Below are 26738 nucleotides of genomic sequence, written 5' to 3' on the forward strand. Positions count from 1 at the left end.
CCTCAGGAGAGCAGCGCCCCTCGCGACCGCAATGAGGAATGCATCCCCGCATACGGGTGTGCCTCGGGCAGAAGGTCTTTCGCGATCTTGGTGACGGCGCTGTAGTTCACGTCGACGACGTTGGCCAGCGGCGAGTGGCACAACTGGCTACACAGTTGATAGGCGTCCAACTCGCCCAGCCCGTAGAGCTCCACCAACCAGCGCACCATCTCCACCTGGCTGCAGCGCCACGCATCTTCGAGTGGACGCGCCGACCCCACGGTCAGCAAGGCGTCGTCGTGTTCGAGCCGGGGCCATGCGGGCGCGTTGCCCTTGATCAGGTCGACGATGAGCGTCACGTCCATCGCTCCTTCCAATGCGGTGCCGCAGGTTTCGCCCTCGCCCTGCCGGTAGTGGCCGTCCCCGACCGAGAACAGGGCGCCGTCGACGTTGACCCCGAGATACACCGTGGTGCCGGCCCGGAGTTCGGGGGTGTCCATGTTGCCGCCGAAGTAGTCCGGCACCAGCGTCGTTCGGACCTCCCGCAGGGCGGGTGCCACCCCGACGGTGCCGAGCATCGGTGCCAGCGGCAGCCGCAGCTCGAAATCCGACTGGTGCGCGGTGAACAGCGCCGTGTCGGTGGCCCGGTCGACGGTGTAGATCCACGTCAGCTCCGGCAGCGGCGGCTGAAGACCGGCGGTGCGGTCGGTCCCGGTGAGGGCGCCGAACAGCGGAATCGTCGTCGACGCAGCCCAATCCCGCGCCGGGGTCAGCGACACCACATGCAGAGCCAGAGTGTCCCCGGGCTGGGCGCCCCGGACGTAAAAGGGTCCCGTCTGGGGGTTCAGTTCCTTCGGATTGAGCACCTGGCTGGGTCGGTCGTCACGGGACGTGACCCGGCCGGCGAAGGCATCTTCGGTCCACAAGCGTAGTGCCGTACCGGGTTCCACCTCCATCACCGGTTCCGCGCCACCGAATGTCCAGACGTACTGATCCCGGCTGGGGGTGAATTCAACGACCTGCACGGGCAGCTCCTGCCATGGAAGGGGCGAGAACCCGGGGCAGCAGCACGGACGTCACCGCGCCGAGCGTCGCCCACATCAAGGCCTGACCGACCAGTGACGACAGCCGGAAGTCGGCGAGCACGTCAGCCGGGAACCCGACGGGGACCTCCCGGAACGCGGGCAGCGCGATGACGACGACGGTCATCACCGCGAGGTAACCGGTGACCGCGGCCGCCGCGGCGGCGGCATCGCCGATCCGTGACGCGAGACGCAGTCCGACGATCAGCGCAGCGACAGCTGTCGCGAGTGAGGCGGCAACCACGATCAGATAGGCCACGGTGCGGTCACCCGCGGTCTCCGACAGCCCGACGCCCGGAGTATTGGCGGGGTAGGCCAGGAACGGAACCACGGCCACGCAGACGAAACCGGCTGCGGCGCTTGCGATGGCGACACCGGACAGATTCGCGTGCGGACGGTGGCGCGTGACGGCGGCGATCACCATGGCCAGCGCCACGGCGAACAGGGCCCCCATGATGACACCGAAGGCCACCGTGCCCACCGCCGATCCGACGTTCTCCTGCACGGTCCGGCTGAACACCTCGTGCTCGTGGCCGTGCCCGCCACTCAGTGCTTCCTCGGCGTGCGAGCGCTGCTCCTCGTAGTCGATGGCTTCGGCGATCAGCGGCGCGAGCTGCCAGCGCGCGAACGCGAAGGTGACGATGCCGGCCGCGAATCCGCCGGCGATCCCCAGCCCGATGATGCGTTTCTCCATGGTCGCGACCTTCCTAGTGGCAGGGGAAACCGAGCAGGTGGCGGGCGTCGTGCAGGAACTCGTGCACGTGGGTGTCGGACCCGAACACCGACACCGCACCCTGGTCGTAGCCGAGGAAGTAGTAGGCGATCAGGGCCAGGACGGTGGTCGCGGTGAGCCACAGCGCCCCTTCCAGGCGGGAGGTGTCGATGGCTCCCGCGCGTGCTGTCGCGGCGGTCGGTGTGGTCATGAGCGGCCCCTTGATCTCCGCAAAAGTTGCGGATTGGAAATATTGCTGACGATGGCAAGTGTGGAAAGCAGGGCTGGTCACGTCAACTCGAATGCGGCTTCCCGACGCCAGCGATACGCAGATTTAACAAGAACCGTTCCCCAGGTTAAAGCGCTGTAACGGCTGCCCCGAGCGATTGCGGAACCGCCCCCTCCGTGCACATAGTTTCTGGTGAAAGTATTGACCACTTGAAATAAGGAGGCCGGCCAGATGCATGGTCCGCATGATCTCGGTGGGCGCGATGGCGTGGGAGCCATCGCCGAGGAATTCCTCGAGCCCGGAATTCCCGACTGGCGCTATCCCTTCGAGGGGCGCATGCACGCGGTCACGGCCATGGCGATCGCGAAGGGCGCCTTCAACCTCGACGAGCAGCGGCATGGCATCGAGTTGATGAAGTGGAGCGACTATCTGGACTCCACGTACTACGCCCACTGGTTGTTCTCGGTCGAGAAGCTGCTCAACGACAAGGGATACATCTCGCACGAGGAGATCGATGCGCGGATGGCCGAGCTCGGGAAGCCCGAGATGACCCCGCATCCGACGAAGCCCGACACGCTCTCACCGTTCGCGAAGACCATGATCGACGTGCTGTGGGCCGGCACCCCGCACGACCTGCCCGCCGACAATCCGCCCGCGTTCGCGGTGGGTGATGAGGTCGTGGTGCGCAACATCAGCGCCACGACGCACAACCGGCTGCCCGGTTATCTGCGCCGTGCCCGCGGTGTGATCGCCAAGCAGTACGGGGCATTTCACGATCCCGCGGCCAGCGCCCATGAGTACAAGGACGTCCCGCACCAGCTCTACATGGTCAAGTTCAGCTCGACCGAGCTGTGGGGAGACGACGCGGCCGAAGAATTCGACCTCTACGCCGACCTGTTCGAGAGCTACCTCGAACCCATCGGCAAGTGACCCAGTAGCCCCAGTGACCAAGGAAACCAAGGAGAAGCAGATGGACTGGCTGTCGTTGAGCGATGTCGAGGCACGCGTGAATGCACTCGAGTCGCTGATGGTGGAAAAGGGTCTCGCCGAGCACGAGGCCGTCGACGCGGTGGTCGCGTCATTCGAGAACGACATGGGCCCGGTCAACGGCGCCAAGGTCGTGGTCCGGGCCTGGACCGACCCGACGTACCGCGAATGGTTACTCGCAGACGCCACCGCGGCGATCGCCGACATGGGTTTCACCGGCCTGCAGACCGAGCACATGGTGGCGGTCGAGAACACCGCCGAGCGGCACAACGTCGTGGTGTGCACGCTGTGCTCCTGCTACCCGTGGACGCTGCTGGGTATCCCGCCGGCCTGGTTCAAGTACCCCCAGTACCGGGCGCGCGTGGTCAAGGAACCGCGCAGTGTGTTGGCCGAGTTCGGGGTGACGCTGCCCGACGACGTCCACATCGACATCTGGGACAGCAGCGCCGAGATCCGCTACCTCGTGATCCCGCAGCGCCCCGCGGGCACCGAGGACCTCAGCGAGGACGAACTCGTCGCGCTGGTCACCCGGGACTCCATGGTCGGCACCGCGCTGCTGTCTGCGCCGAAGGCGGCCTGACATGTCGGCACCCACCATCGTCGAGTTCGACGCACCCGGTACGGCCACGGCACTACCGCGCTCCAACGGCGAGCTGGTCTTCGACGCGCCATGGCAGGGAAGGCTTTTCGGCCTCGTCGTGCAGATGTGCCAGGCAGGCGTGTTCACCTGGGACGAGTTCAAGAAGCATCTGATCGAGGTGATCGGCGAGTCGGGCATCGACGACGTCTGCGACCCGTCGGTGTACTACCGCCAGTTCGGAGAAGCGTTCTGCCGGCTCGCTGTCGAGAAGCAGTTCATCGCCGAGGCCGGCCTCGAGGAACGTGTGCGGATCGAGTCACTCCGGTTGGCGCACGACGATCATGACCACGATCATGACCACCCCCACGAGCACTGAGAGGCGCGCGATGTCGAAGATCACCGCGCTGTCGATCAGCGTCGGCGTGCTGGGCATGATGTCCACCCTGATGACTGCGACGGTGTGGCCGTTGCCGGTGTGGGTGCTGTTCCTGGCGTGGGCGTCGTTCTTCTTCGTCGGATCCGGGGTCTCGGGTCTGCTGAAGTCGATGGCGTGCAACTGGACCGGAATCGCGATCGCGACCGCCACGCTATTGGCTGTTCAGGCAAGCGGTAGCGCGCTCCTGCTGTCGATCGCTGTCGGTATCGGCAGCCTGACGATGGTCCAGGTCTCGCGATTGCCGTGGATCTCCGCGACGCCGGCGATCGTGTTCGGGTTCGCCATGACCGTCGGGACGATCGCGGACACCGGAAACGGGATCACCACAACGGGATTGGGGCATCCGGCACTGGTGGCCGCCGTCACCGCTGCTGTCGGCGCCTGCTTCGGACTCGCCTCGGAGTGGGGCGCTGCGCTGATCGAGCGTGTGGCCGCGCCACGGACGGTGGCTGCGCCGGGCTAGCCCGGTTATGCTACGAATCACAAATTTTGGTGTATGGAAGCAACCGACATGAGGAGCGCTGTGCCGACGTCCATCGCCACCGAGAGCGTCTCCGAGGTGTTCTTCCGGCTCGGACGCTGGTGGAGCGACGCGCTGTCGCAGGGATTGCTCGACGGTGACATCGCCAGCCTCGAGGGCTGGCGTGTCCTGGGTGCCCTGCGCAGCGGGGACGGCTTCACGATGACCGAGATCGCCACGGCCATGGGCATTCCCGCACCGTCGCTGACCCGGATCGTGGACAAGCTGGTCGACGGGGGATTCGTGCTTCGCAGGGTCGACGCGACCGACCGACGTCGGGTGCTCATCCACCTGTCGGTGCGGGGCAAGACCAAGGTCCGCCGGCTGGCGCGCCAGGAGGCCGCCGTCAAGGCCATGCTGGTCGAGGAGTTCGGCGACGACACCGCCGTGCACCTGATCCGCACGCTGGCCCGGGTGACCGAACTGCCGCTCGACACGCGCTGATTTTCGAGAGCAGAACAGGGCGGCAACACCACGGTAATGCGGTGCCGCGACGATGGGCGCACGGAGGAGGCGCTGCGATGGATCTCTCATCTCCCGGCGTGCGCCGGGACACCATCGACATCGCCCTGGTGGTCCCGCGTAGTGGGTCTGCGGGTATCTACGGACCGTCCTGCGAGGCATGTGCCGAGCTGGCCATCTCCGACCTCAACGACACCGAGGGCCTCCTCGGCCGTCAGGTCCGGCTGATCCCGGTCGACGGCAGCCGCGCACCCGAGGTCGTGGCGGCAGAGGTCGGCCGTCTGGTGGCGCACGGGATGATCGACGCCGTCACCGGCTGGCACATCTCCCCGGTCCGGCAGGCGTTGGCCAAGGTGACCGCGGGTCGCATCCCGTACGTGTACGGGCCGCTCTACGAAGGCGGCGAGCGCACACCGGGGCTGTTCCTCACCGGGGAGACGCCGTCGCGCCAGCTCCTGCCCGCCATGGACTGGATGACCGCGGAATACGGCGTCGACCGCTGGATCGTCATCGGCAATGACTACATCTGGCCCAAGCAGACCGGCGCGGCAGCCCGGTGGCATGCGCGTGCACAGGGCCGCCCCCTCGTCGACGAGATCTACCTGCCGCTGGGCACCGAGGACTTCAGCACCGCGATCCGCCAGGTCGAGATCACCGGCGCGCAGGGCGTCGGCGTCGTGCTGCTGCTCGTCGGCGGCGACGGGGTGGCGTTCAACCGTCAGTTCGCCGGCTGCGGTCTCGCGGCGTCGGTACCGCGGCTCAGCCCGCATGTCGAGGAGAACATGCTGCTGGCCAGTGGATACGGCAGCAACGACGGACTCTTCGCTACCGCAGGCTATTTCGAGGCGCTCAACACCGCGGCCGGCATGGAGTTCGCCGCTCGCTACTACCGCCACTTCGGCTTGGCCGCGCCCGCTCTGAACAGTATCGGCGAATCCTGTTACGAGGCAATCACCTTGCTGATCGCGCTGGCACGGCGGGCCGGCTCCCTTGACGTTGCGGCGATGACCCTGGCCGCCGAGAACCTCACCTACGTGAGTCCGCGAGGTGAGGTGTCGATGTCGGGGAACCAGCTCAACCAGGACATCTACGTCGCGGAGGCGCTCGGTCTGGACTTCGAGGTGCGCGCGCGCATCACGGCGGCCTGAGCCGGGGGGCAGCCCCCGTCTGGACGCGGGGGTGGGCACGGTTGATCACCGCAGCCGCCGAGGGTCACCATGGACGGTGTGTCCACGCCCTGGCATCCCATGACACGCATCGCCTTCCGCTTCTGCGTTGTCTACTTCGGCCTCTTCTGCCTGCTGTTCGCGCAGATCCTCTTCGTCTACGTCGGCGTCCTCGCCCGCTGGTTGCCCTCCGACGCCGTGGTCTGGCAGATGACGCTGATAGAACCGGCGCTGACGTGGATCGGGCAGCATGTGTTCGACGTGGACGCGGTGCTGCACCGCGATTCGGGGAGCGGCGATCAGGCTGTCATCTGGGTGATGCTGTTCGTCCTCGTGGTGATCTCGGCGCTGGCCACGCTCCTCTGGTCGATCGCCGACCGCCGCCGCACGCAGTACCCTCGTCTGCACGCCTGGTTCTGTGTATTCCTCCGGGTATGTCTGGGCGGGCAGCTGCTGTTCTACGGCATCGCGAAGGTGATCCCGACCCAGATGCCTGCCCCGCCGTTGGCGGCGCTGGTGCAGTCGTTCGGTGAGCTGACTCCGGCATCAGTGCTGTGGTTGCAGGTCGGCACCTCGCTGCCCTACGAAATGGCGCTGGGCACAGTCGAACTCATCGCCGGACTGCTGCTGTTCTGGAATCGGACCGCCACGCTCGGCGCCCTGGTGGCTGCGATGGCGATGGCCCAGGTGTTCCTGCTGAACCTCAGCTACGACGTGCCCGTGAAGATCCTGTCCTCGCACCTGTTGCTGATGACCTTGTTCCTGCTCGCGCCGCAGACCCGCAGACTCGTTGACCTGCTGGTGCTCCAGCGGCCCGCCCACCCCACGACCCCACCACCGCTGTTCGCCGACGCCCGTCGGAATCGGATCGCCGCCGCCGTAGTGGCTCTGCTGGGGGTGTGGGCGCTCGCCGGGTGCCTGGTCCAGGGCGCGGCGGCCTGGCGCGACTACGGGGGTGGGCGCGCCAAACCCGAGCTCTACGGCATCTGGGAGGTCACCCCTGCCGCCGCCGACAATGGCTGGCGCCGTGTCGTTTTCGATCTGCCCGGAGTGCTCACCTATCAGCGCGTGGACGGCACGCTGCGTGACGAGGCGATCACGGTGGAGCCGGACGGGACGATGAGATCCGCGGGGTTCCAGCTGCGCCCGGTGCGGCACGGCCCGGATCGGCTGGAGCTGGACGGCAGAGTCGCCGGGCAGCCCGTCACCCTGACGTTGCGGCGGGTCGATCTGGAGTCGTTCCCGTTGCGCAGCACCGAGTTCCGCTGGGTGCAGGACTACCCGCGGTTCGCGGGGCAGATCAACTGACGACGACGCGGAAGATCGCGGAGACCGATTCACCGGGCGCCACCTCGCGGTACCCGCCGCGGCGCAGCGCGTCAGTCGGCGCGGCCATCGGTTCGAAGCACACCACGTCGTCCTCACCGGGTGCGAACACCTGGGCGGCGGTGTAACCCTCGTCGTAGTGCACCTCGATGCGGCGGCCGCCGCCGGAGACCGCGAACACCGAGCCCGGCTCCACCTCGTCGAAGCCCTCGTCGATGAACCTGTCGCCCAACAACTCCGAGGCAGCCGGCCGCGGCTCGACACGGCCGGTCGGAATGCCCCAGGCGTTGACCGGCTGATACCGCATCGCTGGCGTCTCGATCAGCCACTGGGCCCGCGGCACCCCCGGCAACTGCAGGTAGGGGTGGAACCCGAAACACAGCGGCACCCGCGAACCCGTCGTCGCGGTCACCGTCGTCGTCACGGTCAGAGTGCGGTCGCGCAGCGTCACGTCGAGCGTGAGCAGGTGCGGGAACGGGAACGTGGTCAGCAGCGCCGGGCGCGCCGCGAAATCCAGCTCGGCCGTCAGCTGCGACTCCAGCGCCGCCGTCACGGTCCAATCCGGGTAGGCCGCCAACGTCCCGTGGATCGGCACCCCGTGCTCGTCGGTGCGGACCCCGCCCGTGCCCGGCGTCAACGTCACCACCGCGCCGTCGACCCCGTAGCCCATGCTGCTCAACCGGTTGGCCCACGGGTAGAGGATCGGGATGCCCATGGTCTTGTGGTTGGACACATAGGCCTGCAGCCCCCGCCGCTGACCCAGGAATTCCACGCCGTCGTCGTTCAGCGAGCTGGCCACCATCCCGGCGGCCGGAACGTAGGTGGCTGTCAGCGCCGAGGACGGATCACGCAGCGTCACGGTTTCGAACGTGTCCATGGCCACCGATACTGCCACGTGCGGTCAGCTCGCCAGAGGATCGTGGCGAATTCGGTGCGCAGGCGCCCCTTTCGCGATCAGCGCGGCCTTGGTGGCCGCCACCATCTCCGGTCGGCCGCAGAGCAGGATCTGCCGATCCCCCCAGCTCCCGTAGCGGGTCACCACCTCGGGCAGCCGCCCGGTCTGACGGACGTGCAGGCCCCGCGGCGGCGTCACGTCGGGATACTGCGCCGCCCACGGCGGATCGAAGTCGAACTCCGAGACCGGCGTCACCGACAGCCACGGATTGGTCGCCGCGATCTCCCACAGCGTGCGCAGATCGTAGAGCTCACAGGGGTGCTTGGCGCCGAAGAACAGGTGCACGCGCGGGTTCTCCCCGAACCGGGTCAGGTCCATGATCAGGGCGCGCAGCGGAGCCAGACCGGTGCTGCCGGCGACCATCAGGACGTCGCCGTCGTCGCGGTCGACCTCCAGCGCGCCGTGGGGGTTGGACACCCGCCAGCGGTCACCGGGGCGCGCCTCGCCGACGATGGCCCTGCTGACCATGCCGCCGGGAACCGACCGCACGTGGAACTCCACGTAGCCTGCGGGGTCGGCCGGGATCGCCGGGCTCAGGTAGCGCCACCGCCGCGGCCACTGCGGGATCTGGACCGGCACGTACTGGCCGGGGTGGTAGCCGAGCGCGTGATCCATCTTGAGCCGGATCACCGAGACGTCGCGGGCCGGCCGCAGGTGTTCGAGCACCGTGCCGTCGCAGAACGGAGGACTGGTCTCCGCATCAGCTGCGCCGCTCATCACGCCCACCATCAGCGACACCACGTCGGTGACCGCCTCGGCGAGGCGCCGATCCCATCGGTCGGCCAGATGGCTGCGCAGCGTCGCAAGCAGCGCGGGCTGCAGTGTCTCGTAGTGCCCGGAGGTGACGCCGTACTTGCGGTGATCGCGCCCGAGCTGAGCCAAGAACGCCACGGGTTCCTCGGCCCGCTGGGCGATCAGCTCGTCGCACAGCCAGGTCATCGCGTGTCCGAACACCTTGCGCTGCGTGGCCATCTCCGGGGGGAACAGGTCGCGCGCCGACAGGTCGGCGGCAAACCAGCGTGTGTAGAAGTCGCCGACGAGCGCATCGTCGTCGGTGTCGAGCACATCCCTCAGGATGTACATCGAGTCGCGATCTTCCAGGCCCACGCCGCACGATCCTAGGTCACCCGCGGCAGAGTCTCCTACAGGCCGTGAATGCCCTTGTAGAGCACCAGGATTCCGATCACCACGAAGATGGCGGCGATGAGCGCCGCGTGCTGGCGCTCCAGCCACGCCCGGATCCGGGCCAGCGTCGGGTCGAGCCGCTGCCCGGACACGGCATAGGCCAGCACCGGCAACAGCACCGTGGACCCCGCGACGAGCACGTACCAGGCGACCGCGGCGTACACCGTCGGCACGTCGATGCCTGCCGATCCGATCGCCAAACCGGCTGCGGCGCACAGGAACAGCACCTTCGGGTTGACGACGGTGAGGGTCAGTGCGGTCACCCCCGCCTTGGCTGGGGTCAGGGAACTCATCCGGGTCATCCAGCCGGGCATGTGCTCGGACTTCGCGCGGTTGATCCAGCGGTACACGCCGAGCGCGATCAACGCCGCCCCGACGACGATGCGCAGCCACGACGCCCAGCCCGGCGGCTTGGTGCCGATGCCGCCGATCAGGTTCGACAGCTCGAGAAACACCGACGTCAGAGCCGCGAGGCCGACGATCCAGCCGGCGAGGAAGGCCAGCCCGGTGGGCCGCGGATGCGGGGTCTGCAGGACCAGCACCGCGGGAATGATGGTCACCGGCGACAATGCGACGACAAGGCCCAGCGGGACGAGCTCGGTCAGCACGGATCCCCATGACACCGGCAAAACCTAGCAAAGCCCCGCCGCTATCGTCGTCTAATGACACAGCCCGGTCCGCGCCCGGCAACAGCGGTGACGGTCTTCCACGCCGACGGCGGCGACGCGGCGTTCACCCGGTGGGCCGGGCAGCTCCTGACCTCGGCGCGAAATGCCGACGGGTACCTGGCAGGGCGGATCTCCGATGGCGTGGACCCCACGTCGGATCGTGCTGTGGCCGTGACGTTTTCCGAGGATGCAGCGTTACACGGATGGCTGGACAGCCCCGACCGCGCGGAGGTGCTGCGCGACGGGCGCGCTCGGGGATTCTGGACCGCGACGACGGACCTGGTCACCTCTGCCGAAAACCTGGAGGCGTCGGGCATCGGCGTGTTCGGGCACGTCGTGGCCGCAGGTCGCGACGACGAGTTCCGGGCCACACAGGCCCGGCTGTCGCGCGCGGCGGCTGCGCTGCCAGGCTACCTCGGGACGGTCCTGGTGGCGGGTGACCGGGACGGCGAGTGGACCTCGGTCGTGCGGTTCCGCACGGGCGCGCAGCTGGCGCAGTGGCTCGCGTCCGCCGAACGCGATGCCGCACTGGAGCGGATGCGCGGCACCCTGAGCAGAGACTTCAGCACCGGCACCACACCGTTCGGCACCACGGTGCGGGTACAGGACGGGCGGACGCTGATGACCCCCAACTGGAAGTCGGCGATGTTGGTGCTCGCCGTGCTCTACCCGACGGTGATGCTGCTGTCCCGCTTCCTCGGGCCCGTCGTCGATCACGCGGGTGCGCCACCGTGGCTGGGTCTGTGGATCAGCCAGATCGTCAGCATCGTCGCGATGCAGTGGTGGCTCATGCCCGCCGCGTCGCGCCCGCTGCGCCGGTGGCTGGACCCGGTTGACGGCTCCGGTGCGCGCGTGAGCGCGGCCGGGGTTGGGGTGATTCTCGCGGTCTACGCGGTGACGTTGACGGTGTTCGCGACCGTGCACGAGCTCCAGTTCTGGGATTACGCGACGTGACGATGAGTCCCGGCGGTCCTGCGGGTCAGCACCATATGGCTTTCACCAACCTCCTCGCCGTTCTGCCCGTCACCGACATCGAGGCCAGCCGCCCGTGGTTCACCGCGCTGTTCGGCAGGCCTGAGGACAACAACCCGATGCCCAGCCTGATCGAGTGGCAGGTGCTGCCCGGAGCGTGGCTTCAGGTGTTCTGCGACGAGAACCGCGCCGGATCGGGGCTGTTCAACCTGGCCGTCGACGATCTCGAGGCCTCTGTCGCGGGGCTACGGGCGCGGGGGCTCGAGCCCGGCGAGGTGGTCGAGGCGAACAAGGGCGTGCGGTTGTCCGCGCTCACCGATCCGGACGGGAACACGATCACCGTCATCGGCGGATTCCGCGTCCACTACTGATCCGACCACTAGTGGCCGTCGAACCGGTTCTTTCCGAGGCTGTCGACGAAAGCCGGCCCGCGCGAATCGAATTCACGCAGATACTCCGCGGACCATGATCCGAAGGGATGGTGGGCCAGGTACTCGTTGCGGAACCGGTCGTCCTCGGAGACCTCGGTGACGCAGAACGCGGGGATCGCGAGATCGACCACGGGGCCGTCGCGCTCGACCTCGGCCATCAGCAGGGGAGCGTTGGCGCCCAGGAAGCGGTCGATCACCCACCCGTCCTCGCCGAGCCAGACCGATGAGCGGACCTTGACCACGACATGGTCGGCCCGCGCGACGATCTGGCCCGCCACCAACGGATCGAGTTCACGCTCGGCCTCGTAGCGGGTGCCACCGGCGGCCGGGCCTTTCGCGGTCATCGTGCCCATGGCCTCGTCGCCCAGCGCGGGCACCAGCTGCGCCGGGGTCGCATCCAGGTCGGCGGGGGCCGGTCCCTGCAGGCGGACCCGCACCGCGTAACCGTCGGAGGCGAACAGATACGCCTGTGCGATCAACAGCGGGGTGGGGTCCGACGCCGCGACGGCCGGCATGTCGCGCACGAAGAACTTCCGTTCGTACTCGAAGTCGCCGATGTCGGACATACTGCGACGGTAAACCCGCTGGCGGTCACAGTCGCGGACGACGAGTCCGTGTCTCCCGGCCGACGTGCGTCACCAGCGGCCGTCGGCGACGTCCTCGGCGGTGTCGGCGGCGCGCTCGGGTCCGCCCTGCCGGCGAATTTCGGCGCGAACGGCGTCCAGGCGTCCCCGGATCGCGGGGTCCGACGCCACGTCGAGCAGGGCCCGCCTCAGGTCCGCCGGCTGTGGGTGCTGCTGGCGCAGGTGACGACCCACCCCGATCTCCTCGAGCCGATCGGCGTTGGCAGGCTGGTCGACGGCCTGCGGGAGCGCGACAGTCGGAACGCCGAACCACAGCGCCTCGCTGCACGACCCCATGCCCGCGTGGGTGATGAAGGCGTCCGCCTGAGCGAGGACCGCAGGTTGGGGGACGCTCGGGCGAGTCTGCACCCAGTCGGGTACGGGACCCAGGTCGTCCGCCGACGTTGTCGCTCCGATCGCGAGGGTGAGCCGCCACCCGGTGCCGTCGAGGCCGTCGATCGCGGCGCGGTAGATGTCCGCGCGATCGGTGTAGGCGGTGCCGAGCGCCAGCAGGGCGAGCGGACCGTCGCCGCGCGGCGGCGTCCAGTCACCAGGGTCTTGACGCCGCGGATCCAGACAGGGGCCGACGAAGCGGTACCGATCCGACACCCGGTCGGCGTGGCGCTGCATGATCCGCGGGATCAGCACGAGGCACCGCCGAGGAACCCCCGTCACGTCCTCGACCGTCAGCGTCGACCCCACCGAGGCCAGCCACTGCTCGAAGGTCTGCCGGTAGTCGACGCCGCTCGGACTGCCCATCAGCGGATCCAGGATCGCTGCCATGTCCTCGTAGTAGCCGTCCCAGGCCACCTCGCTCGGGGACAGCTGCGCAGCCGGCACGCCCCACGCTTGGGCCGCGACCGGACCCGCCATCCCACCGATGTCGTAGAGCACCAGGTCGGGGCGGTCGGCGTCGAATGCATCGCGCAGTTGCGGCAGGACGTGGATGGCCTCGTCGAGGAAGATCCGCATGCCGGCGACCGGGTCCTCGTCGTCGTAGCCCGTCGGTGCACCCGGCGCCCCGGGAAGCACTGACGTGCAGGGGACCACGTCGGCGCCGGTGAAGTCGACGAGTGATGCCAGGTGGCCGCCGACGGCATAGCTGACCCGGTGGCCGCGGTCGGCGAGCTCGCGCACCACGGCGAGGTGGGGATACATGTGGCTCGGCGCGGAGGCGGCGACCACGAGGACGTGGAGTCGGCGTTGGGTCGGCACCGACGGATTGTCGTCGGATCGGTGCAAGCGTGTCACCCCGTTTTCGGGGACGTTCGGCCCCTGGTGCTCCGCCGGCAAAAAAGCTAAAGTTGAGCGGAACAGACTCAAGGTTGTCCGCGTTGATTCTGTCGACAAGCAATTTTCCGGGCCACCCGTGTGGCCCATCGGACCTGTAAAGGAGTGTCGTGGACTCGTTCAACCCGACGACCAAGACCCAGGCGGCCCTGACGTCGGCGCTGCAGGCGGCAACGGCCGCGGGCAACCCGCAGATCACGCCTGCTCACCTGTTGATGGCGCTGCTGACGCAGAACGACGGCATCGCCGCCCCGTTGCTCGAGGCCGTCGGCGTCGATCCCGCAACCGTGCGCGCGGAGACGCAGCATCTGCTGGACCGGCTGCCCAGCGCCACCGGATCGGCATCGCAACCGCAGCTCGCGCCGCAGGCCGTCTCGGCCATCACCAACGCCCAGCATCTCGCCACCGAGATGGACGACGAGTACGTCTCGACCGAGCACCTGCTCGTCGGCCTGGCCACCGGTTCCGATGACGTCGCGAAGCTGCTGACGGGACACGGCGCATCGCCCCAGATCCTCCGCGACGCGTTCACGAAGGTCCGCGGCAGCGCCCGCGTCACCAATCCCGACCCTGAGAGCACCTACCAGGCGCTCGAGAAGTATTCGACCGACCTGACCGCGCGCGCCCGCGAGGGCAAGCTCGACCCGGTGATCGGTCGCGACACCGAGATCCGGCGCGTCGTGCAGGTGCTGTCCCGTCGCACCAAGAACAACCCGGTGCTGATCGGCGAACCCGGCGTCGGCAAGACCGCGATCGTCGAGGGCCTGGCCCAGCGTGTGGTCGCCGGCGACGTGCCGGAGAGCCTGCGCGGCAAGACCGTCATCTCGCTCGACCTGGGCTCGATGGTCGCCGGCGCGAAGTATCGCGGTGAATTCGAGGAGCGCCTCAAGGCCGTCCTCGACGACATCAAGAACTCGGCAGGACAGATCATCACGTTCATCGACGAGCTGCACACCATCGTCGGCGCCGGTGCCACCGGTGAGTCCGCGATGGACGCCGGCAACATGATCAAGCCGATGCTGGCCCGCGGTGAGCTGCGGCTGGTCGGCGCGACCACGCTCGACGAGTACCGCAAGTACATCGAGAAGGACGCTGCGCTGGAGCGCCGCTTCCAGCAGGTGCTGGTCGGCGAACCGTCCGTCGAGGACACCGTCGGCATCCTGCGCGGTCTCAAGGAGCGCTACGAGGTGCACCACGGCGTGCGGATCACCGACTCCGCGCTCGTGGCCGCCGCGTCGCTGTCCGACCGCTACATCACCTCCCGTTTCCTGCCGGACAAGGCCATCGACCTCGTCGACGAGGCTGCGTCACGGCTGCGCATGGAGATCGACTCCCGCCCCGTCGAGATCGACGAGGTCGAGCGCCTGGTCCGTCGCCTCGAGATCGAGGAGATGGCGCTGGAGAAGGAAGAAGACGCCGCGTCGAAGGACCGGCTGGAGAAGCTGCGTGCCGAACTGGCCGACCACAAGGAGAAGCTGGCGGAGCTCACGACCAGGTGGCAGAACGAGAAGAGTGCCATCGACGTCGTCCGCGAGCTGAAGGAACAGCTCGAGGAGCTGCGCGGTGCGGCCGACCGGGCCGAACGCGACGGTGACCTCGCCAAGGCCGCCGAGCTGCGGTACGGGCGCATCCCCGAGGTCGAGAAGAAGCTCGACGCAGCCGTCCCCCAGGCGGAAGCCCGCGAGGACGTGATGCTCAAGGAGGAGGTCGGCCCCGACGACATCGCCGACGTGGTGTCGGCGTGGACAGGCATCCCGGCCGGCCGGATGCTCGAAGGCGAGACCGCCAAGCTGCTGCGCATGGAGGAGGAGCTGGGCAAGCGCGTCATCGGTCAGCGCAAGGCCGTGGCTGCGGTGTCCGACGCGGTGCGCCGGTCGCGTGCCGGTGTCGCCGATCCGAACCGTCCGACGGGCTCGTTCATGTTCCTGGGCCCGACCGGTGTCGGTAAGACCGAGCTCGCAAAAGCGTTGGCGGAGTTCCTGTTCGACGACGAGCGGGCGATGATCCGTATCGACATGAGCGAGTACGGCGAGAAGCACTCGGTGGCCCGCCTCGTCGGTGCGCCTCCCGGCTACGTCGGCTACGACCAGGGCGGTCAGCTGACCGAGGCGGTACGCCGCCGTCCGTACTCGGTGATCTTGTTCGACGAGATCGAGAAGGCCCACCCGGACGTGTTCGACGTGCTGCTGCAAGTACTCGACGAGGGGCGGCTGACCGACGGCCAGGGCCGCACGGTCGACTTCCGCAACACCATCCTCATCCTGACGTCCAACCTGGGCGCCGGCGGAACCGAGGAGATGGTGATGGCGGCGGTGCGCTCGGCCTTCAAGCCCGAGTTCATCAACCGGCTCGACGACGTGATCATCTTCGACGGGCTCAACCCCGAGGAGCTGGTCTCCATCGTCGACATCCAGCTGCAGCAGCTGGCCAAGCGGTTGGCGCAGCGCCGGCTCACGCTCGAGGTGTCGCTGCCGGCCAAGAAGTGGCTCGCCGAGCGCGGCTTCGACCCGCTCTACGGCGCGCGGCCGCTGCGCCGCCTGGTGCAGCAGGCCATCGGCGACCAGCTGGCCAAGCTGCTGCTCGCGGGCGACGTGCACGACGGCGACATCGTGCCGGTGAACGTGAGCGCGGACGGCGACCGGCTCGTTCTGGGATGAGCGCTCGCGCAAAGACCCATCCGCGGCGCTGAGTTTCTTCCCGCGACAAGACACAAACTCGCGTGTTTTCCCAGGAAAGCACGCGAGTTTGTGTCTGCTCGGCCTAAGAAAACGCGGTGCTCGGGACGTCCGTCTCGTCGCCGAGCAGTGCCTCGACGATCCGCGCGGCCACGGTGTCGGGGTCCAGCCCCGGCGGGAGCCGTGGCGGGTCGCCGGCGATCGCCCGGTCCGCCAGCCCGGTCTCGGTGTGGGGCGGCCGCACGTCGACGACACGGACCTTGCGTCGCCTCGCCTCGCTGCGCACGGCCGTGAACAGCGCTGCCGTCGCCGCCTTGACCGCCGAATACACCGCCATGTTCGGCAGCGGCTTCTCCGCGACGACCGCGCTGATACCCAGGATCACCCCGCCGGGTTCCAGCACCGGCAGCGCGGCACGCATCACCCGCAGCGGCGCCAGGAAGTCGACCAGCACGAGGTCGTCGACGGTGTCGTCGTCGATGTCGGTGAACGGCCCGAACGCCACCGCGCCGGCCGCGATGACGACACCGTCGAGCCGGCCGTGCCTGTCGCGGGCCGCCTCGACGACGGTCCGTCCGGCGTCGGGCTCGCGGAGATCGGCGGTGACCGAGTGCGCATCGCCGATCTCGGCGAGCGCGTCAGCGTTGCGGCCCGTCACGGTCAACGCCGCCCCGTTGTCGGCCAGAATTCGCGCGATCCGCGATCCGAGCGCCCCGCTGGCCCCGACGACGAGGAAGGACCTACCGGTCAGATCGGTCATCGGGCCAGTATGCGTGGCCTGCGCCGACGAGAGATCCCGGAGAAGGTGACCGGGTTGTGACCCAAACGGATTCGGACCGGACCCCCGGAAGCGGATACTCTGGTCGCAATGGTTCCGCTCTGGTTCACGCTGTCCGCACTCTGTTTCGTGGGTGCGGCGGTTTTGCTGTACGTCGACCACGACCGCCGCCGCGGTCTGGGCCGGCGCCGCAAGTCGTGGGCGAAGTCGCACGGCTTCGACTACGAACCCGAATCCGCCGACATCCTGGCGCGCTGGAAGCGTGGCGTGATGTCCACCGTCGGCGACGTCACGGCCAAGAACGTCGTCCTCGGGCAGATCCGCGGTGAGGCGGTGTTCATCTTCGACCTCGAAGATGTCGCCACGGTGATCGCGCTGCACCGCAAGGTCGGCACCAACGTCGTCGTCGACATGCGGCTCAAGGGCGTCAAGGAGCCGCGCGAGAGCGACATCTGGCTGCTCGGGGCCATCGGGCCTCGGATGGTCTACTCCACCAACCTCGACGCCGCCCGGCGCGCCTGCGACCGTCGGATGGTGACGTTCGCCCACACTGCGCCCGACTGCGCCGAGATCATGTGGAACGAGCAGAACTGGACGCTGATCAGCATGCCGGTGACGAGCACCCGCGCCCAGTGGGACGAGGGCCTGCGCACCGTGCGCCAATTCAACGACCTGCTGCGCGTCCTGCCGCCGGTGCCGTCCGCCGCGGCCGGGCAGCCCGTCGCGCGCCGCAGTGGCTCCCCGAGTCGGCCGCTCACCCCCACCCCTCCGCGTCCTGAGTCGCAGCGTCGCCCCGCGCCTCCGGTGCCTCCGGTCCCGCCCGGGCAGCGCAACGGCCGGCAGTCGCCGAACTATCAGCGGTAGCTATCCTCTGGGGCATGCCCCGCCCTGTCGCTCTGATCACCGGGCCGACCTCCGGAATCGGTGAGGGTTTCGCGCGCCGCTACGCCGCCGACGGCTACGACCTGGTGCTCGTGGCCCGTGACACCGCCCGGCTGGATCGGCTGGCCGACGAGCTGCGGCAGCGGCACGGCGCCGGGGTCGAGACCATCACCGCCGACCTCTCGTCGGCCGCCGACCGGGACACGGTCGCCGAGCGCCTGCGCGCCGGGGTTCGGGTGCTGGTCAACAACGCCGGCTTCGGCACCGCCGGCGAGTTCTGGTCCGCGCCCTACGAGAAGCTGCAGGCCCAGCTCGACGTCAACGTCACCGCCGTCATGGCACTCACCCATGCAGCGTTGCCTGCGATGATCGCCGCGGGCGCCGGCACGGTGCTCAACGTCGCCAGCGTCGCGGGTCTGCTGCCCGGCCGGGGGTCGACGTACTCCGCGTCCAAGGCGTGGGTGGTGTCGTTCTCCGAGGGCCTGGCCAACGGTCTGGGCGGCACCGGGGTCGGCGTCCACGCACTCTGCCCGGGGTTCGTGCGCACCGAGTTCCACGCCCGCGCCGGCATCGACATGGCCGGTACCGCGTCCTTCCTCTGGCTCGAGGTCGACGACGTGGTGGCCGAGACAATGTCCGACATGGCCAAGGGAAAGGTCGTGATCATCCCCGGCCTGCAGTACAAGGCGCTGACCACCGGCGGACGCATGGTGCCGCGCAGCCTGGTGCGTGTGCTGACCCGAACCGTGGGCAAGGGCCGTGGCCGGACCTGAGATGCCGTGCGGCTGATCGCGCTCCTGGTGGTCCTGGTGCTGACCGCCACCTCGTGTTCGAGTGACGACGACCGTCCCGACGTGTACTCGGCGCTGACCGCGACGATCGGCGAATCGCTGGCCGTGCTGGGCTGGAACATGTCGGTGACCGACCTGCGCTTCGACGCCGACTACGTGCTCGTCGACATCGACGCCGCCCCGTCGCAACAGGGGGCACCCCACGCCGCGCCCCGCGACATTCGCTTCGGCCTCTACGGAGCGCTCGACCATCCCGTGGAAGCCAATGCGATCGGCGGCTGCGAGGATGTGACAACGCTTGCGCTGCAACCTGTTTCCGCCGATTCGCCGGATCGGATGACCGGCACCGTGTGCATCGGACCGTTCCGCGACCAGAGCCAGGTGCGCGGGGTGTACGCCTACTCGCCGCGTGACCGCATCGCCGGGTCGACCGTCGCCTACCCCGTCGCGTTTCCCGTCGGGCTTCCGGAGATCAACGCCAACGACACCGGGCTGGACCTCACGGCCACCAGCCTGGACGCCTTCCGCGCCGACGGCACCGCACTGAACCCGACCGCGCTGGGCGATCCGGATGCCTTCAGCGGCAAGGGATACATGCTGATCGGGCTCGACATCAGCGGCCTGGCCGCCCGGTACCGTGATGACGCTGCCGCCCGCGGCGGGCCGCTGATGGTGGTCGCCGCTCCCACTGTGCAGGGGAGAGGCCTCAGCCACGCCTGCGACGTCTACGGTGCGTCGGTCCTGGTCCTGCCGGAGGCGTCGCGCGACGGGGTGAACGTGCGGGCGTCGCTGTGCACCCAGGGGGACATCAACCAGGCGCTGCTCTACGCCACGGTGTCGGTCATCGGTACCCACGCGGCGCTGTGGACGCGCTGATGACGGAACCACCCGAACCACCTGGACCCACCGAATGGGGGGAGGGGCCAGGTGTCGGCCCGTGGCCGGGTGCGCTGCCCGACGATCCTCGTTACGACCGAAACCTGTTGCGCGACGGCGATACTCGCAACGTCGTCGACGCGTACCGGTACTGGACGCGGGAGGCGATCGTCGCCGACATCGACGAGCGGCGACATCCGCTGCACATCGCGATCGAGAACTTCGGCAACGACGCCAACATCGGCGCCGTGGTCCGGACCGCCAACGCGTTCGCCGTCCACACGGTGCACATCGTCGGACGGCGGCGCTGGAATCGGCGCGGCGCGATGGTGACCGACCGGTATCAGCGGCTGCGTCACCACGACAGCACGGCCGCGCTCCTCGATGCCGCAGCGCGCGACGGACTGACCCCGGTGGCCGTCGACAACGTGCCGGGCGCGGTGCGCATCGAAGAGGTGACGCTGCCGCATGCGGCGCTGCTGATCTTCGGCCAGGAGGGGCCCGGCATCACCGACGACGCGAAAACCGGTGCGGCGCTGACGGTCTCAATCGCGCAGTTCGGCTCCACACGGAGCATCAACGCGTCGGTCGCTGCCGGGATCGCGATGCACACCTGGGTCCGGCAGCACGCCGACCTCGGCCGGGCCTGGTGATTTCAGCAGAATCCACACCGCGACCGCCGAGGAGAGCAGCAGCAGCGCGCCCACCCCGGAGGCCACCGACAGCCCATGCGTGAACGCCGTGCGTGCCGCGTCGAGCAGACTGTCTGCCTGCGCCGGCGGGAGTGTCTGCGCCGCGTGGACTGCCTGCGCCAGCGAGTCCCGGGCCCGGTCCGCCGTGTCCGACGGGATGCCCGGCGGCACCACGATCGTGCGGTAGAACGCGGTGACGATCGAACCCAGCACGGCGATACCGAGCGCCATGCCGAGCTCGTAGGCGGTCTCGGAGACCGCCGCGGCCGCACCGGCCCGCTCCTTCGGGACGCTGGCCAGGATGACGTCGCTGGCCACCGTGAACGCCAGGCCCAGCCCGATGCCGACGACGAAGAGCGCCAGCCCCAGTGGCAGATACGGCGCGACCGGCGTGAACACCAGCAGTGAGACCATCAGCCCGGCCATCGCGATCCCGACCATCGCCAGGCCGGCCGACAGCACCGCGCGGTGCGAGACGTAGCGCACCATGACGCCGGCCAGCACACCGAACACGGTGGCCGTCACCGGACCGGGCAGCTCGGCCAGCCCCGCCTTGAGCGGGCTGTACTCGTGCACCAGCTGGAAGTACTGCGACAGGAAGAACAGCAGGCCCGACAGGCCGAGCACGGCGAGCAGGTTGCCCGCGACGACGCCGGAGAACCGCGGGTTGGCGAAGAGCCGGACGTCGATCAGCGGGTGCGGCAGCCGCAGCTGCCGACGCACGAAGGTGACGAGCGCCGCGATGCCGAGGGCACCCACCACCACGACGTCGCCGCCGATCCCGTGCACGAGGCCGGCGAACCCTTCCTTGATCGCGTAGACGACGGCGAGCATGCCGACCATCGACAGGCCCACGCTGGGCAGGTCCCACGGGCCGGGCTGCGGGTCCCGATGCTCGGGCAGCAGGAGCAGGCCGCCGACGACGAGCACGACCATCACGGGCAGGTTGATCAGGAACACCGATCCCCACCAGAAGTGTTCCAGCAGAACGCCTCCCACCACCGGACCGAGCGCGGCACCGGCGGAGAACGCCGCCGCCCAGATGCCGACGGCGATGCTGCGCTCGCGCTGTTCGGTGAACAGGCCGCGGATCAGCGCGAGGGTCGCGGGGGCCAGCGTCGCGCCCGCCACGCCGAGAAGTGCGCGGGTGCCGATCAGCATCGGCGCGCTCGTCGAGTAGGCGGTGATCACCGAGACCACCGCGAAAGCCGTTGCGCCGCTGAGCAGGAGCTTCTTGTGGCCGACGCGGTCACCGAGGCTGCCCATGCTGATCAACAGCGCGGCCAGCACGAAGGAATAGATGTCACCGATCCAGAGGATCTCGGTGCCGGTGGCGTCGAGATCGGCGGTGAAGAACGGGGTGGCGAGCGAGAGCACGGTGCCGTCGATGCCGATCAGCAAGACAGCAAGGGTCAGGACGCCGAGCGCGAGCCAGCGGCGAGTCATGAGGTACGTACTCCGTTCAAGAGAAGGTCGATGATCAGTCGGGTGCCGTCGCGCGCTGCGACGCGGCCGACGCGGATCGACCAGTCGGTCGCCGCGACCAGGCTGTAGAAGGATTCGGTGAGCCAGGCGGCGGGCAGCTCGGGCCGGAAGACGCCCTCGCGCTGCCCGCGCGCGAACAGTGCGCTGATCGCGCCGTCGACCTCCTCCCACTCCTCGACGCATGCCGCCACGTCCTGGCTCTGGCTGTACAGCAGCGCGAGGTAGGGCGCGATCGGCTCGCACGCCATCACGAGCCGGCGCAGCGCCTCGTCGGCGGGCCCCTCGTGCGGGCGTACCTCGGCGAGTACCTGGGTCATCTCGGTGATGGCGAGCTGCTCGAGCGCCGACATCAGCGCGGTGCGGCCGGAGAAGTGCCGGTGCAGCGTCGCGCGGCTGACGCCGACCGCCGAGGCGATCTCGTCCTGGGTCGCATTCGGCCGCCGGCCGAGGTAGTCGGCGGCGGCGCGCAGTAGATCCTCACGCGTCGACATGACACAACTGTAGCTCATATGAGACATATTTGTCTCATGCATTTTCGGCGGCCGGTGAGGCAGGATCGACACATGGATCAGATGTGGGCCAACCGCGCGGCGAGCGCCGAGGCCGCGATCACCCAGCGCCACCTCCGCAAGCTCTGGGGGCTGCCCGGCACTCAGCTCGGCGTCGTGGCCTGGCCGGCGACGGGCGGGCAGCGCCGCTTCGGCACGTGGCACTACTGGTGGCAGGCCCACCTGATCGACAACCTCGTCGACGCGCAGGTCCGCGACCCGCAGCCCGAGCGGCTGCTCCGCATTACCCGCCAGATCCGCAGCCACCGGCTGCGGAACATCGGCCGCTGGACCAACGACTACTACGACGACATGGCCTGGCTGGCGCTGGCGCTCGAGCGCGCCGGCCGGCTCGCGGAGGTGGCCCGGCCCAGGGCCCTGGACACGCTGGCCGACCAATTCGTGACCGCATGGGTGCCCGAGGACGGCGGCGGCATCCCGTGGCGCAAACAGGACCAGTTCTTCAACGCCCCTGCCAACGGCCCGGCGGGGATCTTCCTGGCCCGCTTCGAGGACCGGCTGCGCCGCGCCCAGCAGATGGCCGACTGGATCGACGAGACGCTGATCGACCCCGAGACGCACCTGGTCTTCGACGGCATCAAGGGCGGCTCGATGGTGCGCGCCCAGTACACCTACTGCCAGGGCGTCGTGTTGGGCCTGGAGACCGAGCTCGCCGCCCGAACCCAGGACCCGCGGCACGCCGAACGCGTGCACCGCCTGGTCGCCGCGGTGTCCGACCACATGGCGCCCGACGGCGTGCTCAAGGCCGCGGGCGGCGGCGACGGCGGGCTGTTCCACGGCGTCCTCGCGCGCTACCTGGCGTTGGTGGCGACTGATCTGCCCGGCGAGTCACCCGAGGACGAGGCGGCCCGCGCCACCGCCCGATCGCTGGTGCTGTCCTCGGCAGAAGCTGCCTGGGGCAACCGGGCCACGGTCGAGGATCTGCCGCTGTTCAGCGCGTTCTGGGAGCGCGAGGCGCAGCTACCGACGGCCACATCGGCTGACGCGCAGTTCGTCGCCGGCGCGGTGAACTCCTCGGAGATCCCGGAGCGCGATCTCTCGGTGCAGCTGGCAGGGTGGATGCTGATGGAAGCCGCCCACGCCGTCGCCAGTCAGCCGTGACCGAACCGGCCACCCAGCCGCGCGGATTCCCGCTGCGGCCCTCCCGACTGAGTCGCGGCAGCGCGACGAACCGGACTACCGACAACACCGCTGCTGCTCTTCTGCTGATCGCGACCGTCATCGCGATCCTGTGGGCGAACTCGCCGTGGGCCGAGGCCTACTCGGCGCTGCTGCACACCGATGTCGGGCTGACTGTCGGCTCGTTCCATGCCGAGATGTCGGTGCAGCACCTGGTCAACGACGCGCTGATGACGTTCTTCTTCTTCATCGTCGGCCTCGAGGTGACGCGGGAGTTCACCATCGGCGAGCTGACGGACCGGTCCCGCGCCGCGGTCCCCGTCGTCGCCGCGATTGCCGGGCTCGTGCTGCCCGCCGTCGTGTTCCTGGCGCTCAACCCATCGGGGGAGAACGCCCAGGCGTGGGGCGTGGTCATCTCGACCGACACCGCGTTCCTCGTCGGGGCGCTGGCGATCATCAAGCCGGTGTTCCCCGCCCGGGTGCGGCTGTTCCTGCTGACGTTGGCCGTGGTGGACGACGTGGGCGCGCTCGGGGTGATCGCGCTGTTCTACTCCGACGAGATCCAGTGGGTGCCGCTGCTGGTGGCCGCGTTACTGCTGGCCGCGCTGGCCGCCGTCCGCTACCTGCCGAAAGCGCACGGGCCCGCCTACGCGGTGCTCGGTCTCGCGCTGTGGATCGCGCTCTACATGGGCGGTGTGCATCCCACCCTGGCCGGCGTGGCCGTCGCGCTGCTGATCCCCGTGTTCACCCCGGAGCGTCAGCCGGTCGAGCGTGCCGTCGAGCAGATCCGCGCGTTCCGGCAGTCCCCGAATTCGCGCTACGCCCGCGCTGCGAGCCGCTCCCTGCAGGAGTCGATCTCGATCAACGAGCGGCTCCAGACTGCGGTCGGGCCGGTGGTGTCGTTCGGGATTCTGCCGCTGTTCGCTCTGGTCAACGCCGGCGTGAAACTCGACGCGGCAAGCGTGGGTGCCGCGCTGCGCTCACCGCTGACGTGGGGCATCGTGGCCGGCCTGGTGATCGGCAAGTTCATCGGCATCACCGGGGCGACGTGGTTCATGCGCCGGACCGGGCTGGGCGTGCTCGCGCCGGGGCTGACGCTGCGCCGCGTGATGGGTGGGGCGGCCCTGTCGGGCATAGGCTTCACGATCTCGCTGTTCATCGTCGACATCGCGATCGAGGACCCGGGCCGCCAGGACCAGGCCCGCATCGGTGTGCTGGCGGCGTCGGTGCTGGCGTTCGTGTTCGGCTGGGCGATCTTCCGGATTACCGACTGGCTGAGCCCGCCCGAACCCGTCGGCCTGCATCTACTGCGCCCGGTCGATCCTGACCGGGACCACGTGCGCGGCCGGCCCGACGCGCCGCTGACGCTGGTCGAGTACGGCGACTTCGAGTGTCCGTTCTGCAGCCGCGCGACCGGCGCGATCGACGAGGTCCGCAAGCACTTCGGCGACGAGCTGCTCTACGTGTGGCGACACTTCCCGCTGGAGCGGGCGCATCCCCGAGCGTTCGACGCGGCACGCGCGAGTGAGGCGGCGGCGCTGCAGGGCCGGTTCTGGGAGATGTCGCGGCAGCTGTTCGCCCATCAGGACGACCTCGACTGGGCCGACATCTACCGCTACGCCGTCGCTGCGGGCTGCGACATCGAGCGGTTCGACCACGACGTGCGGCTGCACTCGTCGAAGGTGCTGCACCGGGTGACCGACGACGCCGAGGATGCCGAGGCGATGGACCTGAACGCAACGCCGACGCTGTTCGTCAACGGGGTCCGGCACAGGGGACCGTGGGACGCGGCAAGCCTCATCCGCGCGCTCGAGCAGCGCTGATCCCGAACGCGACCAACGCCGCGGCAATTGCGGTTAGCACGAGCCCCGCGACCGTGACCGAATCCCGGAACTCCGTCGTCTGGGCCGCGGTCCAGTGCGCGGCCGTGATCGTGCCGGTGAACATCGCGGCCAGGATCGTCCCGCTGACGGCGATACCGACGCCGGACGTCACCTCACTGGAGGTGTCCACCAGGGCCGTCCCGATCGTCGTCCGATTCTCGGGGAGCCCGCGCAACACATTGAGCGCGGCGACAACCCCGACCACCCGCAGGCCCGCTGCGACGAGCACGAGTGCGACGGCGACCCACGGATAGCCGAACCTGCCCAGCACGGCGTAGACCGCAAGCCCGACGACGACGGCCGACGCGCTGAGCCACGCGGCGCGTTCCGGCCCGACCCTCTTCACGAACGGGTTGACGACGAAGCTGCCCGCGATGAGCACCGCGACCTGCGGCAGCATCCCGATCGCGGCGAGCGCCGGGGGCCACCCCCAGTCGAGCTGGAGCTGCAACGTGACCAGGTAACCGAGGCCCGCGACCGCCAGACCCGCCGCAGCTTTGAACGCCAGTCCACTCGACACCAGTGGGTGCGCCACGAGCTGTAACGAGATCAGCGGGAACCGCGCGGTTCGCTCCCTGACAACGAATGCCACGCACGCGGCCAGGGCCAGTGCCGCGGCCGTCCACGGCAGCCACACGCCGGGACCGTCCTCGACGAACAGCGTCGGTGCGACGAGCGCGCACGCGATCGCGACCGTGCCCAGAACGCCGCCCGCGACGTCCACCGGATCGCGATGCAGATCCTCGAGGCGGTCCGCGGCGATGCCGAAGCGCACGCCGGCGATCGCGAGCAGCGCGATCGGCACATTGACGAGCAGCAGCACCTGCCAGGGCGCGACCTCGACGACGAAGCCGCCTACCGTCGGGCCGACCGCGAGACCGACCAGGCCCACGGTCGAGATCAACGTGATCGCACGAAGACGAAGGGAGTCGTCGTCGAACAGCCGGAAGGCCAGCGCCATCGACCCCGGTGTCGTCATCGCCGCTGCGACGCCGGTCAGCACGCGCACGGCGATGAGCTGTTCGGCCGTCGTCACGAACGCCGTCGCCAGGCTCGCGATAGCGAGCAGGATGAGGCCGAGCAGCATGACGCGTCGCCGTCCGACACGGTCGGCGACGGCCCCGAACGCCAGCATCAGCGCGCCGAACGCGACGGCGTACGCGCCCGTCACCCACTGCAGTGCAGTGGTCGACGCGTGCAGGTCCCGGCCGATCGTGGGCAGCGCGACGTTGAGGATCGAGTTGTCGAGCATCTCGAAGAGGAACACGGCCGACAGGCCCAGGAGTGCAGGCCACGCCTGCGTGAGTGAGCGAGGAGAGACAATGCTCGAAGCGGTCATGTCACTAAGTTAAGTGACTAAATTTAGTGAGTCAATAGGATGAGGT

General features: G+C 69.0%; 28 protein-coding genes. 16 read left to right on the forward strand and 12 right to left on the reverse strand.

Features of this window, described 5'->3' with window-relative positions:
• Window positions 1–2: 2 nt before the first annotated feature.
• The 3 genes from ACZYYX_RS05830 to ACZYYX_RS05840 are packed head-to-tail and all read right to left on the reverse strand — an operon-like array spanning window position 3 to window position 1984.
• Window positions 3–1004: an acetamidase/formamidase family protein gene (locus tag ACZYYX_RS05830; RefSeq protein WP_463813485.1), complete on the reverse strand. Its 1002-nt coding sequence runs from the start codon at window positions 1002–1004 to the stop codon at window positions 3–5.
• The gene (locus tag ACZYYX_RS05835; protein ID WP_463813486.1) at window positions 991–1755 is read right to left on the reverse strand and encodes a CbtA family protein; all 765 of its coding nucleotides are present in this window, start codon (window positions 1753–1755) and stop codon (window positions 991–993) included. The genes ACZYYX_RS05830 and ACZYYX_RS05835 overlap by 14 nt, the downstream gene beginning before the upstream one ends.
• A gap of 13 nt (window positions 1756–1768) precedes the next feature.
• Window positions 1769–1984, reverse strand: coding sequence for a CbtB domain-containing protein (locus ACZYYX_RS05840; protein ID WP_463813487.1), 216 nt, complete (start codon window positions 1982–1984; stop codon window positions 1769–1771).
• A 249-nt stretch (window positions 1985–2233) separates the two neighbouring features.
• On the opposite strand from ACZYYX_RS05840, the gene nthB reads away from it, so the two are divergent.
• From nthB to ACZYYX_RS05875, 7 genes are all read left to right on the forward strand, one after another.
• Complete coding sequence (gene nthB / locus ACZYYX_RS05845; RefSeq protein WP_463813488.1) at window positions 2234–2932, forward strand: nitrile hydratase subunit beta; 699 nt, start codon at window positions 2234–2236, stop codon at window positions 2930–2932.
• A 40-nt stretch (window positions 2933–2972) separates the two neighbouring features.
• Complete coding sequence (gene nthA, locus ACZYYX_RS05850; protein ID WP_463814820.1) at window positions 2973–3569, forward strand: nitrile hydratase subunit alpha; 597 nt, start codon at window positions 2973–2975, stop codon at window positions 3567–3569.
• Window position 3570: 1 nt separating this feature from the next.
• A complete protein-coding gene (locus ACZYYX_RS05855) occupies window positions 3571–3945 on the forward strand; it encodes a nitrile hydratase accessory protein (RefSeq protein WP_463813489.1) in 375 nt (124 codons plus the stop codon).
• The gene (locus ACZYYX_RS05860; protein ID WP_463813490.1) at window positions 3923–4468 is read left to right on the forward strand and encodes a DUF1097 domain-containing protein; all 546 of its coding nucleotides are present in this window, start codon (window positions 3923–3925) and stop codon (window positions 4466–4468) included. Before ACZYYX_RS05855 ends, ACZYYX_RS05860 begins: the two co-directional genes overlap by 23 nt.
• Before the next feature lie 48 nt (window positions 4469–4516).
• Window positions 4517–4969, forward strand: coding sequence for a MarR family winged helix-turn-helix transcriptional regulator (locus tag ACZYYX_RS05865; RefSeq protein ID WP_463813491.1), 453 nt, complete (start codon window positions 4517–4519; stop codon window positions 4967–4969).
• A gap of 77 nt (window positions 4970–5046) precedes the next feature.
• A complete protein-coding gene (locus ACZYYX_RS05870; protein WP_463813492.1) occupies window positions 5047–6135 on the forward strand; it encodes a substrate-binding domain-containing protein in 1089 nt (362 codons plus the stop codon).
• A 69-nt stretch (window positions 6136–6204) separates the two neighbouring features.
• Window positions 6205–7461, forward strand: coding sequence for a DoxX family protein (locus ACZYYX_RS05875; protein ID WP_463813493.1), 1257 nt, complete (start codon window positions 6205–6207; stop codon window positions 7459–7461).
• On the opposite strand, the gene ACZYYX_RS05880 is transcribed toward ACZYYX_RS05875, so the two are convergent.
• From ACZYYX_RS05880 to ACZYYX_RS05890, 3 genes are read right to left on the reverse strand one after another with little or no spacing between them, the layout of a single operon-like run.
• Complete coding sequence (locus ACZYYX_RS05880; protein WP_463813494.1) at window positions 7454–8356, reverse strand: aldose 1-epimerase; 903 nt, start codon at window positions 8354–8356, stop codon at window positions 7454–7456. The two genes, ACZYYX_RS05875 and ACZYYX_RS05880, sit on opposite strands and share 8 nt — an antisense overlap.
• Window positions 8357–8380: 24 nt before the next feature.
• Window positions 8381–9541, reverse strand: a complete 1161-nt coding sequence (locus tag ACZYYX_RS05885; protein WP_463813495.1) for an FAD-binding oxidoreductase — start codon at window positions 9539–9541, stop codon at window positions 8381–8383.
• A gap of 35 nt (window positions 9542–9576) precedes the next feature.
• Entirely contained in the window at window positions 9577–10248 is a 672-nt protein-coding gene (locus tag ACZYYX_RS05890) for a GAP family protein (protein ID WP_463813496.1), read from the reverse strand.
• A gap of 33 nt (window positions 10249–10281) precedes the next feature.
• Here ACZYYX_RS05890 and ACZYYX_RS05895 point away from each other — a divergent pair, with 33 nt between their 5' ends.
• A complete protein-coding gene (locus ACZYYX_RS05895) occupies window positions 10282–11241 on the forward strand; it encodes an antibiotic biosynthesis monooxygenase (protein ID WP_463813497.1) in 960 nt (319 codons plus the stop codon).
• 35 nt (window positions 11242–11276) lie between these two features.
• Complete coding sequence (locus ACZYYX_RS05900) at window positions 11277–11630, forward strand: VOC family protein (RefSeq protein ID WP_463813498.1); 354 nt, start codon at window positions 11277–11279, stop codon at window positions 11628–11630.
• Window positions 11631–11638: 8 nt separating this feature from the next.
• Here the strand turns inward: ACZYYX_RS05900 and ACZYYX_RS05905 are convergent, their stop codons facing one another.
• The gene (locus tag ACZYYX_RS05905; protein ID WP_463813499.1) at window positions 11639–12256 is read right to left on the reverse strand and encodes a CYTH domain-containing protein; all 618 of its coding nucleotides are present in this window, start codon (window positions 12254–12256) and stop codon (window positions 11639–11641) included.
• A 69-nt stretch (window positions 12257–12325) separates the two neighbouring features.
• On the reverse strand, window positions 12326–13528 hold the full coding sequence (locus tag ACZYYX_RS05910; protein WP_463813500.1) for a macrolide family glycosyltransferase: 1203 nt from the start codon (window positions 13526–13528) through the stop codon (window positions 12326–12328).
• Between the two features lie 185 nt (window positions 13529–13713).
• Here ACZYYX_RS05910 and clpB point away from each other — a divergent pair, with 185 nt between their 5' ends.
• A complete protein-coding gene (gene clpB / locus ACZYYX_RS05915) occupies window positions 13714–16260 on the forward strand; it encodes an ATP-dependent chaperone ClpB (protein ID WP_463813501.1) in 2547 nt (848 codons plus the stop codon).
• 103 nt (window positions 16261–16363) lie between these two features.
• Here clpB and ACZYYX_RS05920 read toward each other — a convergent pair whose 3' ends face one another.
• Window positions 16364–17038, reverse strand: a complete 675-nt coding sequence (locus ACZYYX_RS05920; protein ID WP_463813502.1) for an SDR family NAD(P)-dependent oxidoreductase — start codon at window positions 17036–17038, stop codon at window positions 16364–16366.
• A gap of 108 nt (window positions 17039–17146) precedes the next feature.
• Here ACZYYX_RS05920 and ttfA point away from each other — a divergent pair, with 108 nt between their 5' ends.
• The 4 genes from ttfA to ACZYYX_RS05940 are packed head-to-tail and all read left to right on the forward strand — an operon-like array spanning window position 17147 to window position 20258.
• The gene (gene ttfA / locus ACZYYX_RS05925; protein WP_463813503.1) at window positions 17147–17920 is read left to right on the forward strand and encodes a trehalose monomycolate transport factor TtfA; all 774 of its coding nucleotides are present in this window, start codon (window positions 17147–17149) and stop codon (window positions 17918–17920) included.
• A gap of 14 nt (window positions 17921–17934) precedes the next feature.
• Window positions 17935–18711 (forward strand): SDR family NAD(P)-dependent oxidoreductase, encoded by a 777-nt coding sequence (locus ACZYYX_RS05930; protein WP_463813504.1) that lies wholly within the window; start codon window positions 17935–17937, stop codon window positions 18709–18711.
• A 6-nt stretch (window positions 18712–18717) separates the two neighbouring features.
• On the forward strand, window positions 18718–19605 hold the full coding sequence (locus tag ACZYYX_RS05935; RefSeq protein WP_463813505.1) for a hypothetical protein: 888 nt from the start codon (window positions 18718–18720) through the stop codon (window positions 19603–19605).
• Entirely contained in the window at window positions 19605–20258 is a 654-nt protein-coding gene (locus ACZYYX_RS05940; protein WP_463813506.1) for a TrmH family RNA methyltransferase, read from the forward strand. Before ACZYYX_RS05935 ends, ACZYYX_RS05940 begins: the two co-directional genes overlap by 1 nt.
• On the opposite strand, the gene ACZYYX_RS05945 is transcribed toward ACZYYX_RS05940, so the two are convergent.
• Together ACZYYX_RS05945 and ACZYYX_RS05950 are read right to left on the reverse strand one after the other, a co-directional pair.
• Entirely contained in the window at window positions 20151–21743 is a 1593-nt protein-coding gene (locus ACZYYX_RS05945; RefSeq protein ID WP_463813507.1) for an MFS transporter, read from the reverse strand. The genes ACZYYX_RS05940 and ACZYYX_RS05945 overlap by 108 nt on opposite strands.
• Entirely contained in the window at window positions 21740–22273 is a 534-nt protein-coding gene (locus ACZYYX_RS05950) for a TetR/AcrR family transcriptional regulator (RefSeq protein WP_463813508.1), read from the reverse strand. Before ACZYYX_RS05950 ends, ACZYYX_RS05945 begins: the two co-directional genes overlap by 4 nt.
• A 72-nt stretch (window positions 22274–22345) precedes the next feature.
• On the opposite strand from ACZYYX_RS05950, the gene ACZYYX_RS05955 reads away from it, so the two are divergent.
• Together ACZYYX_RS05955 and nhaA are read left to right on the forward strand one after the other, a co-directional pair.
• The gene (locus ACZYYX_RS05955; protein WP_463813509.1) at window positions 22346–23452 is read left to right on the forward strand and encodes a glycoside hydrolase family 76 protein; all 1107 of its coding nucleotides are present in this window, start codon (window positions 22346–22348) and stop codon (window positions 23450–23452) included.
• Window positions 23449–25293: a Na+/H+ antiporter NhaA gene (gene nhaA / locus ACZYYX_RS05960; protein ID WP_463813510.1), complete on the forward strand. Its 1845-nt coding sequence runs from the start codon at window positions 23449–23451 to the stop codon at window positions 25291–25293. The genes ACZYYX_RS05955 and nhaA overlap by 4 nt, the downstream gene beginning before the upstream one ends.
• Here the strand turns inward: nhaA and ACZYYX_RS05965 are convergent.
• Window positions 25268–26692 (reverse strand): MFS transporter, encoded by a 1425-nt coding sequence (locus ACZYYX_RS05965; protein ID WP_463813511.1) that lies wholly within the window; start codon window positions 26690–26692, stop codon window positions 25268–25270. The genes nhaA and ACZYYX_RS05965 overlap by 26 nt on opposite strands.
• Window positions 26693–26738 lie beyond the last annotated feature (46 nt).

This window comes from Mycobacterium sp. IDUB_1, assembly GCF_055419625.1.

Coding starts and splice junctions, on each gene's coding strand:
- ACZYYX_RS05835 (WP_463813486.1), bottom strand. CDS start 1,755: ATGGAGAAACGCATCATCGGGCTGGGGATCGCCGGCGGATTCGCGGCC.
- ACZYYX_RS05840 (WP_463813487.1), bottom strand. CDS start 1,984: ATGACCACACCGACCGCCGCGACAGCACGCGCGGGAGCCATCGACACC.
- nthB (WP_463813488.1), top strand. CDS start 2,234: ATGCATGGTCCGCATGATCTCGGTGGGCGCGATGGCGTGGGAGCCATC.
- nthA (WP_463814820.1), top strand. CDS start 2,973: ATGGACTGGCTGTCGTTGAGCGATGTCGAGGCACGCGTGAATGCACTC.
- ACZYYX_RS05855 (WP_463813489.1), top strand. CDS start 3,571: ATGTCGGCACCCACCATCGTCGAGTTCGACGCACCCGGTACGGCCACG.
- ACZYYX_RS05860 (WP_463813490.1), top strand. CDS start 3,923: ATGACCACCCCCACGAGCACTGAGAGGCGCGCGATGTCGAAGATCACC.
- ACZYYX_RS05865 (WP_463813491.1), top strand. CDS start 4,517: ATGAGGAGCGCTGTGCCGACGTCCATCGCCACCGAGAGCGTCTCCGAG.
- ACZYYX_RS05870 (WP_463813492.1), top strand. CDS start 5,047: ATGGATCTCTCATCTCCCGGCGTGCGCCGGGACACCATCGACATCGCC.
- ACZYYX_RS05875 (WP_463813493.1), top strand. CDS start 6,205: ATGGACGGTGTGTCCACGCCCTGGCATCCCATGACACGCATCGCCTTC.
- ACZYYX_RS05880 (WP_463813494.1), bottom strand. CDS start 8,356: ATGGACACGTTCGAAACCGTGACGCTGCGTGATCCGTCCTCGGCGCTG.
- ACZYYX_RS05895 (WP_463813497.1), top strand. CDS start 10,282: ATGACACAGCCCGGTCCGCGCCCGGCAACAGCGGTGACGGTCTTCCAC.
- ACZYYX_RS05900 (WP_463813498.1), top strand. CDS start 11,277: ATGGCTTTCACCAACCTCCTCGCCGTTCTGCCCGTCACCGACATCGAG.
- ACZYYX_RS05905 (WP_463813499.1), bottom strand. CDS start 12,256: ATGTCCGACATCGGCGACTTCGAGTACGAACGGAAGTTCTTCGTGCGC.
- ACZYYX_RS05920 (WP_463813502.1), bottom strand. CDS start 17,038: ATGACCGATCTGACCGGTAGGTCCTTCCTCGTCGTCGGGGCCAGCGGG.
- ttfA (WP_463813503.1), top strand. CDS start 17,147: ATGGTTCCGCTCTGGTTCACGCTGTCCGCACTCTGTTTCGTGGGTGCG.
- ACZYYX_RS05930 (WP_463813504.1), top strand. CDS start 17,935: ATGCCCCGCCCTGTCGCTCTGATCACCGGGCCGACCTCCGGAATCGGT.
- ACZYYX_RS05940 (WP_463813506.1), top strand. CDS start 19,605: ATGACGGAACCACCCGAACCACCTGGACCCACCGAATGGGGGGAGGGG.
- ACZYYX_RS05945 (WP_463813507.1), bottom strand. CDS start 21,743: ATGACTCGCCGCTGGCTCGCGCTCGGCGTCCTGACCCTTGCTGTCTTG.
- ACZYYX_RS05950 (WP_463813508.1), bottom strand. CDS start 22,273: ATGTCGACGCGTGAGGATCTACTGCGCGCCGCCGCCGACTACCTCGGC.
- ACZYYX_RS05955 (WP_463813509.1), top strand. CDS start 22,346: ATGGATCAGATGTGGGCCAACCGCGCGGCGAGCGCCGAGGCCGCGATC.
- ACZYYX_RS05965 (WP_463813511.1), bottom strand. CDS start 26,692: ATGACCGCTTCGAGCATTGTCTCTCCTCGCTCACTCACGCAGGCGTGG.